At 58.4% G+C, this 15,551-nt stretch carries 14 protein-coding genes; 6 read left to right on the top strand and 8 right to left on the bottom strand.

Annotated features, from left to right (window positions below):
* Positions 1–110: 110 nt before the first annotated feature.
* Positions 111–923, top strand: a complete 813-nt coding sequence (gene tcdA / locus ACI514_RS19735; protein WP_405122235.1) for a tRNA cyclic N6-threonylcarbamoyladenosine(37) synthase TcdA — start codon at positions 111–113, stop codon at positions 921–923.
* 89 nt (positions 924–1,012) lie between these two features.
* Here the strand turns inward: tcdA and ACI514_RS19730 are convergent, their stop codons facing one another.
* The 4 genes from ACI514_RS19730 to ACI514_RS19715 form a co-directional block, all read right to left on the bottom strand.
* The gene (locus ACI514_RS19730) at positions 1,013–1,417 is read right to left on the bottom strand and encodes a SufE family protein (RefSeq protein WP_160056201.1); all 405 of its coding nucleotides are present in this window, start codon (positions 1,415–1,417) and stop codon (positions 1,013–1,015) included.
* Complete coding sequence (locus ACI514_RS19725; RefSeq protein ID WP_160056203.1) at positions 1,414–2,619, bottom strand: aminotransferase class V-fold PLP-dependent enzyme; 1,206 nt, start codon at positions 2,617–2,619, stop codon at positions 1,414–1,416. Before ACI514_RS19725 ends, ACI514_RS19730 begins: the two co-directional genes overlap by 4 nt.
* Before the next feature lie 133 nt (positions 2,620–2,752).
* The gene (gene dapD / locus ACI514_RS19720; RefSeq protein WP_405122234.1) at positions 2,753–3,787 is read right to left on the bottom strand and encodes a 2,3,4,5-tetrahydropyridine-2,6-dicarboxylate N-succinyltransferase; all 1,035 of its coding nucleotides are present in this window, start codon (positions 3,785–3,787) and stop codon (positions 2,753–2,755) included.
* A gap of 33 nt (positions 3,788–3,820) precedes the next feature.
* The gene (locus ACI514_RS19715) at positions 3,821–4,183 is read right to left on the bottom strand and encodes an ArsC family reductase (protein WP_003222107.1); all 363 of its coding nucleotides are present in this window, start codon (positions 4,181–4,183) and stop codon (positions 3,821–3,823) included.
* Between the two features lie 271 nt (positions 4,184–4,454).
* Here ACI514_RS19715 and ACI514_RS19710 point away from each other — a divergent pair, with 271 nt between their 5' ends.
* Positions 4,455–6,089, top strand: a complete 1,635-nt coding sequence (locus tag ACI514_RS19710) for a Na+/H+ antiporter (RefSeq protein ID WP_160056205.1) — start codon at positions 4,455–4,457, stop codon at positions 6,087–6,089.
* Between the two features lie 24 nt (positions 6,090–6,113).
* Here the strand turns inward: ACI514_RS19710 and ACI514_RS19705 are convergent, their stop codons facing one another.
* The 4 genes from ACI514_RS19705 to map all read right to left on the bottom strand — a co-directional run bounded on the left by ACI514_RS19705 (position 6,114) and on the right by map (position 11,863).
* Positions 6,114–6,869 carry a M12 family metallopeptidase gene (locus tag ACI514_RS19705; protein WP_108225209.1) on the bottom strand — a complete coding sequence of 252 codons (756 nt, stop codon included), beginning with the start codon at positions 6,867–6,869 and terminating at the stop codon, positions 6,114–6,116.
* A 224-nt stretch (positions 6,870–7,093) separates the two neighbouring features.
* Positions 7,094–8,293: a succinyldiaminopimelate transaminase gene (gene dapC, locus ACI514_RS19700; RefSeq protein WP_160056207.1), complete on the bottom strand. Its 1,200-nt coding sequence runs from the start codon at positions 8,291–8,293 to the stop codon at positions 7,094–7,096.
* A 43-nt stretch (positions 8,294–8,336) separates the two neighbouring features.
* The gene (locus tag ACI514_RS19695; protein WP_405122233.1) at positions 8,337–11,039 is read right to left on the bottom strand and encodes a [protein-PII] uridylyltransferase; all 2,703 of its coding nucleotides are present in this window, start codon (positions 11,037–11,039) and stop codon (positions 8,337–8,339) included.
* 41 nt (positions 11,040–11,080) lie between these two features.
* Entirely contained in the window at positions 11,081–11,863 is a 783-nt protein-coding gene (map, locus tag ACI514_RS19690; protein WP_016985097.1) for a type I methionyl aminopeptidase, read from the bottom strand.
* A 373-nt stretch (positions 11,864–12,236) separates the two neighbouring features.
* Here map and rpsB point away from each other — a divergent pair, with 373 nt between their 5' ends.
* From rpsB to frr, 4 genes are all read left to right on the top strand, one after another.
* Positions 12,237–12,974: a 30S ribosomal protein S2 gene (gene rpsB, locus ACI514_RS19685; RefSeq protein WP_003222119.1), complete on the top strand. Its 738-nt coding sequence runs from the start codon at positions 12,237–12,239 to the stop codon at positions 12,972–12,974.
* A 203-nt stretch (positions 12,975–13,177) separates the two neighbouring features.
* Positions 13,178–14,041 (top strand): translation elongation factor Ts, encoded by an 864-nt coding sequence (tsf, locus tag ACI514_RS19680; RefSeq protein ID WP_007908856.1) that lies wholly within the window; start codon positions 13,178–13,180, stop codon positions 14,039–14,041.
* 209 nt (positions 14,042–14,250) lie between these two features.
* A complete protein-coding gene (gene pyrH / locus ACI514_RS19675; protein ID WP_003222124.1) occupies positions 14,251–14,994 on the top strand; it encodes a UMP kinase in 744 nt (247 codons plus the stop codon).
* Positions 14,991–15,548 carry a ribosome recycling factor gene (gene frr, locus ACI514_RS19670; protein ID WP_007954771.1) on the top strand — a complete coding sequence of 186 codons (558 nt, stop codon included), beginning with the start codon at positions 14,991–14,993 and terminating at the stop codon, positions 15,546–15,548. Before pyrH ends, frr begins: the two co-directional genes overlap by 4 nt.
* The last annotated feature ends 3 nt before the right edge of the window (positions 15,549–15,551 follow it).

Genomic DNA, 15,551 nt, shown 5'->3' with positions numbered 1-15,551 from the left:
GCCCGACATTGGGCAGCCGACTTTGACTTAAGTTCTTACACTTGTAGCTGATGTTTAGAACTTGTCGCCGCGTAGCCCTATAATGCGCGCCGGTTTTTGGGGTAATGGTCATGAGTACAGAAGATCCGCGGTTTGCAGGCATCGCCCGTTTGTATGGCATTGAAGGTCTGGAACGCCTGCGCGCGGCCCATGTGGCGATCGTCGGCGTCGGTGGCGTCGGTTCCTGGGCGGCGGAAGCTGTGGCCCGTTGTGGCGTCGGCGAGATTTCGCTGTTCGATCTCGATGACGTCTGCGTCAGCAACGCCAACCGCCAGTTGCATGCGCTCGACAGCACCGTCGGCAAACCCAAGGTCGAGGTGATGGCCGAGCGTCTGCGCGGGATCAACCCGGATTGCACGGTGCACGCGGTGGCGGATTTCGTCACCCGCGAGACCATGGCCGAATACATCACGGCGAACATCGACTGCGTAATCGACTGCATCGACGCGGTCAACGCCAAGGCTGCGCTGATCGCCTGGTGCAAGCGCCGCAAGATCCAGATCATCACCACGGGCGGTGCGGGCGGGCAAATTGATCCGACGTTGATTCAGGTGTGCGATCTCAACCGCACGTTCAACGACCCATTGGCGTCGAAAGTGCGTTCGACGTTGCGTCGTGATTATGGTTTTTCGCGCACCGTGACCCGTCATTACAGCGTGCCGTGTGTGTTTTCCACCGAGCAACTGCGCTATCCGAAGCCGGATGGCAGCATTTGTTTGCAGAAGAGTTTTGTCGGTGACGGTGTGAAACTGGACTGCGCGGGTGGGTTTGGTGCGGTGATGATGGTTACGGCGACGTTTGGGATGGTCGCGGCGACCAAGGCTGTGGACAAGATTGTCGCCGGTGTTCGGCGCCCGGCGGATCGCATTAAGCCTGAGGTTTGATCGGTGAGGCTGATTGCCTCTTCGCGAGCAGGCTCGCTCCCACATTGAAATGCATTCCCCTGTGGGAGCGAGCCTGCTCGCGAAAGCGATTAACCGGCCAACTCATTCATCCGCTGGAGCACGGCATTAAGGCCATTACTGCGCGATGGCGATAGTTGTCGCGAAAGCCCTAGCTGATTAAACCAGTCCGGCAAATCAACCTGCTGCAATTCAGCGCCCGACAAGCCGTTGACCCGCAAAAGCAACAACGCCACCAACCCGCGAATCATCCGCGCATCGCTACTCGCCGCGAACTGCCAATGACCGTCGCGCAACGAACCCACCAGCCACACCTGACTCTCACAGCCATGCACCCGGTTAGCCTCGCACTTGTCGGCGTCACTTAGTGGCGGCGAGCGGTCACCAAACTGCATCAACAATCGCGCCCGCTGTTCCCAGCCCGCCGCGCTCTGAAAAGTCTGCAACGCCTCTGCCGCTTCGACCGGCAAACTCATCGCAACAACTCCAGCGCCTGATCCAGTGCTTCAAAAAAGCGCTCCAAATCTTCCGAATCGTTGTACAGCGCCAGCGACACCCGAATCGCTCCGGCCAACTCGAAGCTTTTCAACAGCGGCATCGCGCAGTGATGGCCGGCGCGCACGGCAATCCCTTGCTCGGTCAGCAAGTGCGCCAGATCAGCGTTATGCACACCCTCGACGACAAAACTCGCCAACGCCAATTGCGGCTTGCCGAGCAATCGAATGCCGTTACGCGCTGCGAGGCCGCGCAGCAAATAGTCATGCAACGCCGCTTCATGGGCCGACACCGCGTCCTGATCCAGCCCGGCCAGATAATCGAGCGTCGCGCCCAAGCCGATCACACTGGCAATCGGCGGTGTACCCGCCTCGAAACCCAGCGGAGCAGGGCGGAAACGCGAGTCGTGATAGTTGGCTTCCAGCACCATTTCGCCGCCAAACTGCCAAGGCTTCAATTGCTCAAGCGCAGCGTTGCGCCCGAACAGCACGCCGAGACCATCAGGCCCATAGAGCTTGTGGCTGGAAAACACATAAAAGTCGCAACCCAGCGCCTGCACATCATGCCGGCCGTGAACCACGCCTTGCGCGCCATCGACCACGGTCAGTGCGTTTTGCGCCTTGGCCATGCCCAGCAATGCCGGCAATGGCTGCCACGCACCGAGCACGTTGGACAACTGACTGACCGCCAGCAACCGCGTGCGCGGGCCGATCAAATGCACAGCGGCAGCGAGGTCGATCAGGCCGTCAGCGTCCAGCGGCAGAATAACCAGCTTCAGGTTGCGCCGTTGCGCCAGTTGCTGCCACGGCAGCAGGTTGGCGTGATGCTCCAGGGCGCTGATGACAATTTCATCGCCCGGGTGGAAAAGATGTTCCAGGCCATAGGCCAAAAGATTCAGCGCACTGGTGGCACCGTGGGTAAAGATGATCTGCCCGCTGTCACCGGCATTCAGCCACTGGGCAACCTTGAGCCGACTGTCCTCGAACGCCTGCGTCGCGTGAGCCCCGGGCAGGTGTTGCGCACGGTGCACATTGGCTGCGCCGTTGGCGTAGTAATGCGTCAGTGCGTCGAGCAGGGCTTGGGGTTTTTGCGTGGTGGCGGCGTTGTCCAGATAGGTCTGGTCTTGCCGTTGCAGAGCGGCGATGGCCGGGAAATCGGCACGCCAGGGGGAGGGAATCATCACGGTCTTTAGCCCTGGTGAAGAGGGGCGGGATGTACGCCAAATCCTGTAGGAGTGAGCCTGCTCGCGATGGCGTCCGTGAGGGCGCTAAAAGCATCGCGAGCAGGCTCACTCCTACAATGGATTATCCAAGCACTTAGTTGTGAGCGTGCAGCGCTTCGTTCAGTTCGATCGCCGATTTGTGGGTTTTGCATTCCACCGCACCGGTTTCCGAATTGCGACGGAACAGCAGGTCAGTCTGACCGGCCAGCTCACGCGCCTTCACGACTTTAACCAGGTTGTTGTTTTCGTCCAGCAGCGCAACCTTGGTACCGGCGGTCACGTACAGGCCCGACTCAACGGTGTTGCGGTCGCCCAACGGAATACCGATACCGGCGTTCGCGCCGATCAGGCAGCCTTCGCCGACCTTGATGATGATGTTGCCGCCGCCCGACAGGGTGCCCATGGTCGAGCAACCGCCGCCCAGGTCGGAACCCTTGCCGACGAATACGCCAGCAGAAACGCGGCCTTCGATCATGCCCGGGCCTTCGGTGCCGGCGTTGAAATTGATGAAGCCTTCGTGCATGACGGTGGTGCCTTCACCGACATAGGCGCCCAGACGCAGACGTGCCGCGTCAGCGATACGCACGCCAGCCGGTACCACGTAGTCGGTCATTTTCGGGAACTTGTCCACCGAGAACACTTCCAGCAGGTCGCCACGCAGACGGGCTTCCAGTTGCATTTCCGCCAGTTCGCTCAGGTCGATGGCGCCCTGGCTGGTCCACGCTACATTCGGCAGCAGCGGGAAGATCCCGGCCAGGCTCACGCCGTGTGGCTTGACCAGACGGTGCGACAGCAGGTGCAGCTTGAGGTAGGCCTCAGGCGTCGAGGTCAGCTGTGCATCTTCAGCCAGCAGGGTGGCGACCAGCGGCTTGTGGCTTTCAGCCAGACGGGTCAGCAGCTTGCCTTGCACGGCATCGATGCCTTTCACGGCTTCGGCCAGTTGCGCAGCCTGAGCGGTAGTGAAGGTGATGGCCTGGTTGCCTTCGGTGTAACCGAGGATCGGCGCAACTGCCGCGACCAGTTCGGCCGAAGGGTTGAGCAGTGGCTGTGCGTAGAACACTTCCAGCCACGCGCCTTGACGGTTCTGAGTGCCGACACCAAAGGCGATGCTGAACAGGGAATTGGACATGTAAATACACCTCTACAAAGAGTGACGGGCTGCTTACTTCAGAGCGGCCGCGTAGATATCTGGCTTGAAGCCAATCAGGGTTCGGTCACCGAGATCGAGCACCGGGCGCTTGATCATCGAGGGTTGAGCGAGCATCAGTTCGATGGCTTTCGACTGGTCGAGATCGGCTTTGCGTTCGTCGTCGAGTTTGCGAAAGGTCGTGCCTGCGCGGTTCAACACCGTTTGCCAGCCATGCTCGTCACACCATTGGGTCAGGTGTTCACGGTCGATACCGGCGGTTTTGTAATCGTGAAAGTCGTAGCTGACAGCGTGCTCATCAAGCCAGGTGCGCGCCTTTTTCATGGTGTCGCAGGCTTTGATGCCGAAAAGGTGCAACGTTTTACTTGAAACGGTCAAGGAATTGCCCCCTTTACAGGTGCTGGAGAAAAATGGTGTCGGATTATGCCATGACCCTTCGGTGAATACGCAAAACCTGTGGGAGCGAGCCTGCTCGCGAAGGGGCCATATCAGGCGACATCGATATTGAATGATCCACCGCATTCGCGAGCAGGCTCGCTCCCACAAGGGCCTGCAATCCGGCAGCTGCGACATAGGTGCAACGGTCAGACGCATCCTAAGCGGCTAATATGGCAGTTCAACGCTGTCGATTGTCTGAGATTTCCGCTTTATGCAAACTGCTTACACCGTCCTGATCCTGCTGATGCTGGTCAGTGTCTCGCGGCTGGTCGGACGGGTCATCCCGTTGCCACTGCCGCTGGTACAAATCGCCGCTGGCGCATTGCTCGCCTGGCCGACCTTGGGTCTGCATGTGGCGCTCGATCCCGAATTATTCCTGTTTCTGTTCCTGCCGCCCCTGCTGTTTTCCGATGGCTGGCGCATGCCCAAGCGTGAGTTCTGGAACCTGCGCGGGCCGATCCTCACGCTGGCGGTGGGGTTGGTGCTGTTCACCGTGGTCGGCGCCGGGTACTTCATTCATTGGTTGTTGCCGTCCATTCCACTGCCGGTGGCTTTCGCCCTGGCGGCGGTGTTGTCGCCGACGGACGCCGTGGCGGTGTCGGCCATTTCGCAAAACCGCCTGCCGACCCCGCTGATGCATATATTGCAGGGCGAGGCGCTGATGAATGATGCCTCGGGTCTGGTGACCTTCAAGTTCGCACTGGCAGCGGCCATCACGGGCGTGTTCTCGCTGACCAATGCCAGTCTGACCTTTGTCGTGGTGGCGCTCGGCGGATTGGCGGTCGGTGTGGCCTTGAGCTGGCTGGTAGGGCGCTTGCGGGCGTGGATGATCGCTCGTGGCTGGGATGACCCGGCTACCCATGTGGTGTTCATGTTGCTGCTGCCGTTCGCTGCCTATGTGCTGGCGGAGCGGCTTGGTGTGTCGGGCATCCTTTCGGCTGTGGCGGCGGGGATGATGCAGAGCTGGCTCGATCTGCTGCCCCGCCAGACCAGCACCCGCTTGCTCAATCGCAGCGTCTGGTCACTGTTGGAGTTCGCCTTCAACGGTCTGATTTTCTTGCTGCTGGGCCTGCAATTGCCCGACATCATCAAAGCCGTGGTCAGCCACGAGCCGACCTTGTGGCCGACGTTGTTTTATCGCTGCCTGGATGTCGTGGCGATTTTCCTCACGTTGGTATTGCTGCGGTTTTTCTGGGTGCAGAGCATCTGGCGCTTGTCGGTGTTGCTGCGACGTTTGCGCGGCAAGGGTGAGCTGACACAAGTACCGACCGCGCGCTCCTGTTGGTTGCTGACCGTCGGCGGCGTGCGCGGCGCGGTGACGCTGGCGGGCGTGATGTCGGTGCCGATGTTGCTGGGTGCCGACGCCTTCCCGGAGCGCGACCTGCTGATCTTCATCGCTGCCGGGGTGATTCTGTTGTCGCTGATTTCGGCGTGCATCGCACTGCCTCTGCTGTTGCGCGGTATCGAAAAGAGCCCGGATGACAAGCGGCGTCAGGAAGTGCGCGATGCCTGGCGCAAAACCGCGGAAGCGGCGATTCATGCGCTCGAAACAGAAGAAACGACTCCGCAGGATGCTGCTCAAGCCGCTCTGTCGGCCGAGTTGAAGGCGCGGATCATGTCCGAGTATCGCCATCAGCTCGATGTTTTCAATGATTCCGCCGAAGCCCAGGCCTTGGCTTTCCAGATGGATCTGCTTGAGCGCCGCCTGCGCTTGAAGGCGCTAAGGGCGCAGCGTCTGGAACTGTATAGCCTCAGTCGTCATCACCAGATAGGTGATGACGTGCTCAGAGAAGTGTTGGCCGATCTGGACTTGAGTGAAGCCAATCTGGGGCAGGTCAAGTCGTAGTGAAAGACCGTCCCTGATGGCGCTTCATGGTCGCTCGCAGGAGCCGTCGTCAGGGATTTCGATCGGGTAGAAATGCGCGGCTATGCGTTTGTCTTCCCAACTGATTTCGGTGTTCATCGGTACTTCGAATTTTCCATCGGTCAGTTCCTTTTCGACAGGGTAATGCATGATGGATGTTGGATCGTACCCGGTGACGGTGGTCTGCTCGGTTATCGGTGTGAAGATGTTCAGGTCCACTTTCTCCTTATCCATTCCCCATTTTTCTGCGTATTCCTTATAGACCTTTGGTTTGTTCCAGGGGATGTTTGCATCCGGGTGCAAGTGCTCGTGATGTAATCCGAGAACATGACCAAATTCGTGCAATACCACTGTGCGGAAATCGGAATCTGCCGGTCGCGCGGATATGAACATGGTTGGCTCTCCCGCAGCGACTGTTAGTGCATCAGTTCCAATTTGAGATGCATTTTCAGTGGTGTTGGTTTTTATTCGGATTATGCCGTCTTTGCGGTCAATGAAACTAAAGGTGAGACTGACATAATCAGCCCATTCCCATATATGTTTTTTTATCGCGTCTTTCAGCGCGGCGGGGGGATTGTCCAGGAACGAAATGGTCAGGTGACGGTTCGGTTGCCAGCACTTTGCGTTGATGGCCATTGTTCGTGAGGACAGGCCTGAGCCGGAGGTATACGAAATGTTTTTAGGATTTTCATTGATGGCTGCTCGAAAGCTGGCGATGGGGTCATCTATTTCAAGTTTCAGACACGGCTTGGTTTTATACATAATCAATTCCTTTTGAGATTTAATGAGTTTTTATAGGGTGTTTGTTTTTCTCGAGGGTGTCTACAAGTTCAATAGGTCGTGAACTTGTCTTGTTTGATACGTTATCGTTGTTGCGGAGGGTAAGTTATTTGTTTGCGTGTAGATGAGTAAAGCGATGCGTTGTAAGTTGGGGTTTCTGTAATATGGAAGTCCGCACCAGATTGCCTGGTGCGGATATTTGAAAGTTACTCTTGGCGAGTAATGAAGGCGCGAATCCGTTCGGCGGCTTCGACGCACTCTGCCAGCGGCGCAACCAGCGCCATGCGCACGCGACCGGCACCAGGATTGACGCCGTCGACGTCGCGGGAGAGATAAGAACCCGGCACCACGGTCACGTGCTCCTGCTCGAACAGATCGCGGCAGAACGCGGCGTCGTCGCCTTGCACGTTCGGCCAAAGATAAAAGCTGCCATCCGGACGCTGCACGTCCATCACCGGGCTGAGGATCTCCAGCACCGCATCGAACTTCTCGCGATACAGCGCACGGTTGGCGCGCACATGCACTTCGTCATTCCACGCCGCCACGCTGGCCAGTTGCGTTTGTACCGGCATCGCACAGCCGTGGTAGGTGCGATACAGCAGGAAGCCTTTGAGAATGTCGGCATCACCGGCGACAAAACCCGAGCGCAGGCCTGGCAGGTTGGAGCGCTTGGACAGGCTGTGGAATACCACGCAACGCTTGAAGTCCTTGCGGCCCAGTTCGACGCAGGCCGTCAGCAGACCCGGCGGCGGGGTTTGTTCATCGAAGTACAGTTCGCTGTAGCACTCGTCGGCGGCGATCACGAAGTCGTACTCGTCGGCCAAAGCGATCAGCTTTTTCAGAGTGTCGACCGGGATCAATGCGCCCGTCGGGTTGCCCGGCGAGCAGAGGAACAGGATCTGGCAGCGTTTCCAGATGTCTGGCGAAACGGCATCGAAATCCGGGTTGAAACCGTTCTCGTCGAGGCACGGCAGGTAGTGCGGTTTTGCCCCGGCAAGGAATGCGGCGCCTTCGTAGATCTGGTAGAACGGGTTCGGGCTGACCACCAGTGCGTCATCGCCACGATTGACCACGGTCTGGGTGAATGCGAACAACGCTTCACGAGTGCCATTGACCGGCAACACGTTGCGCGCCGGATCGATCCAGCCGCTTGGCACGCCGAAACGACGCTCGCACCAGCCGCCAATGGCTTCACGCAGGGCGGGGATGCCGAGGGTGGTCGGATACACCGCCATCTGATCCAGGCTGTTGGCCAGCGCTTCGGCGACAAAGCTTGGCGAACGGTGTTTCGGCTCGCCGATCGACAGGGCGATCGGGCGTTTGTCCGGGTTCGGCGTCACGCTGCCGAGCAGAGCGCGGAGCTTTTCGAACGGGTACGGCTGGAGCTGGTTCAGAGCGTTGTTCATTGGGGCTGGGTCTCTCGCAAAGCCATTTGAATCCGGGGCGCCATCAGATACTGATGCGCGACAATTTGATATCGGGTTCCTGATTAACGCTCAGTTGCTCAACGATCGCATCCTGCAAACGGCTGCACAGCAACGGGTCGGACAACGGTTGGTTGTGGGCGTCGGTCATGAAAAACACGTCTTCCACCCGCTCGCCGAGGGTCGCAATCTTGGCGTTCTGCAGCGACAGGTCGAATTCGAGAAAAATCCCGCCGATCCTTGCCAGCAACCCCGGGCGATCGGGTGCGGTCAATTCCAGCACGGTCACCGGACGCTGCGCATCGTTGTGAATCGTGACCTGCGGCGCAAAGGCGAAATGCTTGAGCTGGCGCGGCACCCGGCGCTGGATGATCGTCGGGTAGTCATCCGGGTTGCGCAGCGCTTCGGTCAGGCCTTCGCGGATCTGTTTGACCCGCGTCGGGTTGTCGCCGATGGACTCGCCTTCGTTGTCGAGCACGATGTAGGTGTCGAGGGTGAACTGGCTGCTCGAGGTGATAACCCGGGCGTCATGAATGTTCAGGTTGAGCTGATCCATCGCCGCCACGGTCACCGCGAAGAAGTCGTGCTGATCCGGTGCATAAATGAAGATCTGCGTGCCGCCTTCGAATTCGCGCTGGGTGGTTTCCTTGATCAGCACCAATGGCCCGCCATCGACCGGTTGCTGCAGGATCGCATCGCTGTGCCAGGCCACGTCGCCGGCGGTGTGGCGCAGGAAATAGTCATCGCCCAACTGCGCCCACAATTGCTCCACGTCGTCCGGGTCGGTGCCGCCGCGCACCAGAATGTCCAGCGCAGCACTCTGGGTCTGGCGGATCTGCTCTTCGCGATCGACCGGGTTTTCCAGGCCGCGACGCAAGGCGCGCTTGGTCTCGGTGTAGAGCTGGCGCAACAGGCTGGCGCGCCACGAATTCCACAGCGTCGGGTTGGTCGCGTTGATGTCGGCCACGGTCAGCACGTACAGATAGTCGAGACGGGTTTCATCGCCGACCGCCTGAGCGAAATCGTGAATCACCTGTGGGTCGGACAAATCCTTGCGCTGGGCGGTGGTCGACATCACCAGGTGGTTCTGCACCAGCCAGACGATCAGGCGGCTGTCCCACACCGGCAACTGATGACGCTGGCAGAACGCCTCGGCATCGACCGCGCCGATCTCCGAGTGATCGCCGTGCCGGCCCTTGCCGATATCGTGGTACAGACCGGCCATGTAGATCAGTTCGGGTTTGGGCAGCTTGGCCATCAGCTTGGCGGCCAGCGGAAATTTCTCCGAGACCTGGGTGTACTGCAATTTGCGCAGATGCTTGATCAGGTTCAGCGTGTGCGCATCGACCGTATAGATATGGAACAGGTCGTGCTGCATCTGCCCGACGATGAAACCGAATTCCGGCAGATAACGCCCGAGAATGCCGTAACGGTTCATCCGCCGCAGGTTGCGGTGGATGCCGATCTTGCACTTGAACAGCTCGATGAACAGGCTGGTGTTACGAATATCGTTGCGGAAGTTGTCGTCGATCAGGTGACGGTGCTCGCGCAGCAGGCGAATGGTATCGGCGCGTACGCCTTTGATTTCCGGCTGCTGGGCCATCAGCACGAAAATCTCGAGCATGGCGAAAGGGGTGCGGCGGAACACGTTGTCGTTGCGTGCCTCGATATAGCCGTCGTGGAGTTGGAAGCGCGAGTTGATCGGCTGCGGCGGCGCTTCGTCCTCCGGGGCGAGGATGACTTCCTCGAAATGCTGGATGATCAGGTCGCTGAGCTGGGCGATGCTCATGACCACGCGGAAATACTGCTGCATGAAGTTTTCGACCGCCTGTTTGGCGTCGTCACCCTCAAAACCGAGCAGCCCGGCAATGGTGCGCTGATGATCGAACAGCAAACGGTCTTCGGAGCGACCGGCGAGCATGTGCAGGGCGTAGCGCACTTTCCAGAGGAATTCCTGAGAGGAGGCGAGCAACGCGTTTTCACTCTCGACCAGGAATCCTTCGCCAGCGAGGGCGCGCAGGTTCAGGGTGCCGTACTGACGTCGGGCTACCCACAGAATCGTCTGAATATCCCGCAGTCCGCCGGGCGAGCCTTTGACGTTGGGTTCCAGGTTGTATTCGGTGTCGTTGTATTTATGGTGGCGGGCCTTCTGCTCGGCGCGCTTGGCCAGGAAGAACTCCTTGGCCGGCCACATGTGTGCGGTGCTGGTGACGTCGAGCATACGCTGGCGCAGGCGTTCGGGACCGCAGATCGTGCGGCTTTCCATCAGGTTGGTGACGATGGTCAGGTCGGCGCGGGCCTCTTCGGCGCATTCATCGACCGAGCGTACGCTCTGGCCGACTTCCAGGCCGATGTCCCACAGCAGCGTCAGAAAACGCTCGATGGAGTCGCGGAAAACTTCGTGATCGGCGCTGTCCAGCAGGATCAGCAGGTCGATGTCGGAATACGGGTGCAGCTCACCGCGGCCGTAGCCGCCAACCGCGACCAGCGCGATGTCGGCGTCTTCGCTCCAGTTGAACTGCTCCCAGGCCTTTTGCAGGATGTTGTCGACGAACCAGGCACGGTCTTCGATCAGGCGGCGAATGTCGCGACCCTGGCGAAAACGTGTGTCGAGGACCTCGCGAGCCTGGCGGATCGCCTTCTTGAACGCCGCGATAGGACTCGCTTTAAGGGCCAGTTCAGCCTGGAACTGGCCGCGGTCGAAGAGTTCGGGATCCACCTGCGGCATCGATTGGCTTTCCTTCTATAAGGCTGGGAGCGTTGTCTGGATCAGGCCGAGATGCGCGGAATGGTGTCATCCGCGCGCAGGGTGAAGATCTCGTAACCGGTGTCGGTGACCAGCAGGGTGTGTTCCCACTGCGCCGAGAGCTTGCGGTCTTTGGTGATCGCGGTCCAGCCGTCGCCCAGCACTTTGGTGTCGGCCTTGCCCTGGTTGATCATCGGCTCGATGGTGAAGGTCATGCCGGCCTTCAGTTCCATGCCGGTGCCGGCGCGGCCGTAGTGGAGAATCTGCGGCTCTTCGTGGAAGACCTTGCCGATACCGTGACCGCAGAACTCGCGAACCACCGAGAAACCGTTCTTCTCGGCGTGCTTCTGGATCACTTCGCCGATGTCGCCGAGGCGGCAGCCAGGTTTGACGATTTCGATCGCCTTGTACATGCATTCCTGAGTGATCTGCGACAGGCGCTCGGCCCAGACCGGCACTTCGCCGACGTGGAACATGCGGCTGGTGTCACCGTGGTAGCCGTCTTTGATCACGGTGACGTCGATGTTCAGGGTGTCGCCGTTTTTCAGCGGCTTGTCGTTCGGGATGCCATGGCAGACCACGTGGTTGATCGAGGTGCAGATCGACTTCGGGTAGCCTTTGTAGTTGAGCGGGGCAGGGATGGCTTGCTGCACATTGACGATGTAGTCGTGGCAGATCTGGTTCAGCTCATCGGTGGTGACGCCCGGTTTGACATGTTCGGCAATCATTTCCAGCACATCGGCGGCCAGTTTGCCGGCGACGCGCATGCCAGCGATGTCCTCGGGGGTTTTGAGGTTGACGGTCATACAGGCTCTCTCTGCGCTCGGCGGCGCTTGCTGATACGAATAGGGTGGCAGGTGTGCGTTTTGCGACCCTGAAAAACGCGATTCTAACAGACGCACGGCGCAATTCAGCGCCCGCATGCATCGCTTCTCTCTATACAATGGTGCGTTCGGGGCCGATTCCAAGGGGGCTGCGCCCATGTCCTTGGTGCGGATACAGATTCCGGGTTCCGTTTCTGCGCACCCTGTGGTATAAAATGCGCCGCTTTCCGGGGATACCCCGAAAAGCTTAAATCCACACACGTGTCGACACGATGACCTGGGTGCTTTTGGCTTTATGCCACTGGTTGGTCATTGGGATACGTGGAGGCCAAACCCGACTTATTAAGGAACTATCATGTCCCAAGTCAATATGCGCGATATGCTGAAGGCCGGTGTGCACTTCGGTCACCAAACCCGTTACTGGAATCCGAAAATGGGTAAGTACATTTTCGGCGCGCGTAACAAGATTCACATCATCAACCTTGAAAAAACCCTGCCAATGTTCAACGAAGCTCTGACTTTCGTAGAGCGTCTGGCCCAGGGCAAAAACAAGATTCTGTTCGTCGGCACCAAGCGTTCCGCTGGCAAGATCGTTGCTGAAGAAGCAGCACGTTGCGGTTCGCCGTACGTCGATCACCGCTGGTTGGGCGGCATGCTGACCAACTTCAAAACCATTCGTGCTTCCATCAAGCGTCTGCGTGACCTTGAAGTTCAAGCCGAAGACGGTACTTTCGCCAAGCTGACCAAGAAAGAAGCGCTGATGCGCTCCCGTGATCTTGAGAAGCTGGATCGTTCGCTGGGCGGCATCAAGGACATGGGCGGTCTGCCAGACGCACTGTTCGTGATCGACGTTGACCACGAGCGCATCGCGATCACCGAAGCCAACAAGCTGGGCATCCCGGTAATCGGCGTTGTCGACACCAACAGCAGCCCGGAAGGCGTTGACTACATCATCCCAGGCAACGATGACGCAATCCGCGCTATCCAGTTGTACATGGGTTCGATGGCTGACGCAGTGATCCGTGGTCGCAACAATGTTGCTGGCGGCACTGTAGAATTCGCAGCTGAAGAAACTCAGGCTGCAGCTGAGTAATTAACGCCCTGGCGTTGACTCAGTAAGCAAAAAGGGGGCTTGGCCCCCTTTTTGCCACCTCGAAAACCAATTGTTGGCGCCCACTTGTGGCAGCGCCCGCCCTGTATTTGTAACGTGCAGCGGCTACAAACGGGTTCGGGACGAATTGAACGCCCGTTCGATCGGGTGGAATGGTTGAAAACCTATCCAAGAGGAATTTGAAAATGGCAGCAATTACTGCAGCGTTGGTTAAAGAACTGCGCGAGCGTACCGGCGAAGGCATGATGGATTGCAAGAAAGCCCTGGAAAAGGCTGACGGCGACATCGAAAAAGCCATTGATGACATGCGTGCTTCGGGCGCAATCAAGGCTGCCAAAAAAGCTGGCAACGTTGCCGCTGAAGGCGCCATCGCTCTGAAAGAAGACGGCAAATCTGCTGTTCTGCTGGAAGTGAACTCGCAGACCGACTTCCTGGCTCTGCAGGACGACTTCAAGGCATTCGTTGCTGAAAGCATCGAAAAAGCCTTCGCTGACAAGCTGACTGATGTTGCTCCGCTGATCGAAGCTCAAGAAGCTGCTCGCCTGGTGCTGGTCGGCAAGGTTGGCGAAAACGTCAACATCCGTCGTCTGGTTCGCGTAGAAGGCGACGTTGTTGGTGGCTACCTGCACGGCAACAAGATCGGTGTTGCAGTTGTTCTGAAAGGCGGTAACGTTGAACTGGCCAAAGACATCGCTATGCATGTAGCGGCCAGCAACCCTGAGTTCCTGCTGCCATCGGAAGTTTCGGCTGAAGCTATCGAACGCGAAAAAGCTGTGTTCCTGCAGTTGAACGAAGAAAAAATCAAAGGCAAGCCAGAAAACATTGTTGAAAATATGGTCAAGGGCCGTATCAGCAAGTTCCTGGCTGAAGCAAGCCTGGTTGAGCAGGCGTTCGTCAAGAACCCTGAAATCAAGGTTGGCGAACTGGCAAAGAAAGCCGGTGCTGAAATCGTTTCCTTCACCTACTTCAAAGTAGGCGAAGGCATCGAGAAGCCGGTCGACAACTTCGCTGAAGAAGTTGCTGCCCAGCTGGCTGCCGCCAAGCAGTAAGACGGTTTTTCAACTGTCGCCCGAAAGAGGCTGCCCGCTTACGCGCGCAGCCTCTTTTCAGATGGGGGAGCCAGTTTTTAATTGGTTTCCACTTGGAACTGACTTACAAAGCCATGTTCCGATGGCGCTGAAGCAGTGCCAAGCTAGAGTGAACGCCAGCTGTAAACAGCTCGCAAAGAATTTTAAATACGCCGCAGGAGAGATTCGCAATGGCTCAGCAGGGCAGTGGTTATCAGGCTCGCTATAAACGCATTCTACTCAAGCTTAGCGGCGAGGCCCTGATGGGCTCGGAAGAGTTCGGGATCGATCCAAAAGTACTGGATCGCATGGCGCTGGAAGTCGGCCAGCTGGTCGGTATCGGCGTACAGGTCGGTCTGGTGATCGGCGGCGGCAACCTGTTCCGTGGCGAAGCCTTGAGCAAAGCCGGTATGGATCGGGTCACAGGCGACCACATGGGCATGCTGGCCACTGTGATGAATGCCTTGGCCATGCGCGATGCGCTGGAGCGTGCCAATATCTCGGCCATCGTTATGTCGGCCATTTCCATGGTTGGCGTGACCGATCACTACGATCGCCGCAAAGCCATGCGTCATCTGAACTCCAAAGACGTCGTGATCTTCGCAGCCGGTACCGGCAACCCGTTCTTCACCACGGATTCGGCAGCCTGCCTGCGTGCAATCGAAATCGATGCCGACGTCGTGCTCAAAGCGACCAAGGTCGATGGCGTTTACACCGCGGACCCGTTCAAAGACCCGCATGCCGAGAAGTTCGATCATCTGACTTATGATGAAGTACTGGATCGCAAGCTGGGCGTAATGGATCTGACCGCTATCTGCCTGTGCCGCGACCACAAGATGCCGCTACGCGTATTCAACATGAACAAGCCCGGTGCCCTGCTGAACATTGTGCACGGCGGCGCTGAAGGGACTTTGATCGAGGAAGGCCAACAATGATCAACGAAATCAAGAAAGACGCCCAAGCGCGTATGCAGAAATCCCTGGAGTCTCTGAACCACGCGTTCGGCCAGATTCGTACCGGTAAGGCTCACCCGAGCATCCTCGGCAGTGTGATGGTGCCTTACTACGGCACTGACACCCCGCTGAGCGGCGTTGCCAACGTCACCGTGAAAGACTCGCGCACCCTGCAGGTCGTGGCGTTCGAGCGCAACATGCTCGCAGCCGTCGACAAGGCAATCCAGAGCGCCGGTCTGAACCTCAACCCGACCAACCTGGGTGAGTTGCTGTTGATCCCTATGCCGGCCCTCACCGAGGAAACGCGTAAAGGTTTCACCAAGCAGGCGCGTAGCGCTGCTGAAGACGCGCGTGTTGCCGTGCGCAATATTCGTCGTGATGCCTTGGGCGAGCTCAAGAAACTGGTCAAGGACAAGGAAATCAGCGAAGACGAAGAGCGTCGTGCCATCGCTGATATCGATAAGCTGACCAAAGAATCCGAGGCCCAGATCACCAAGGCCACGGACGAGAAAGAAAAAGACCTGATGGCCGTATAAGGG

It is taken from the genome of Pseudomonas sp. M20, from assembly GCF_045037865.1.
Classification (GTDB): Bacteria; Pseudomonadota; Gammaproteobacteria; order Pseudomonadales; family Pseudomonadaceae; genus Aquipseudomonas.
This window is presented reverse-complemented; position numbering and strand designations above follow the sequence as displayed.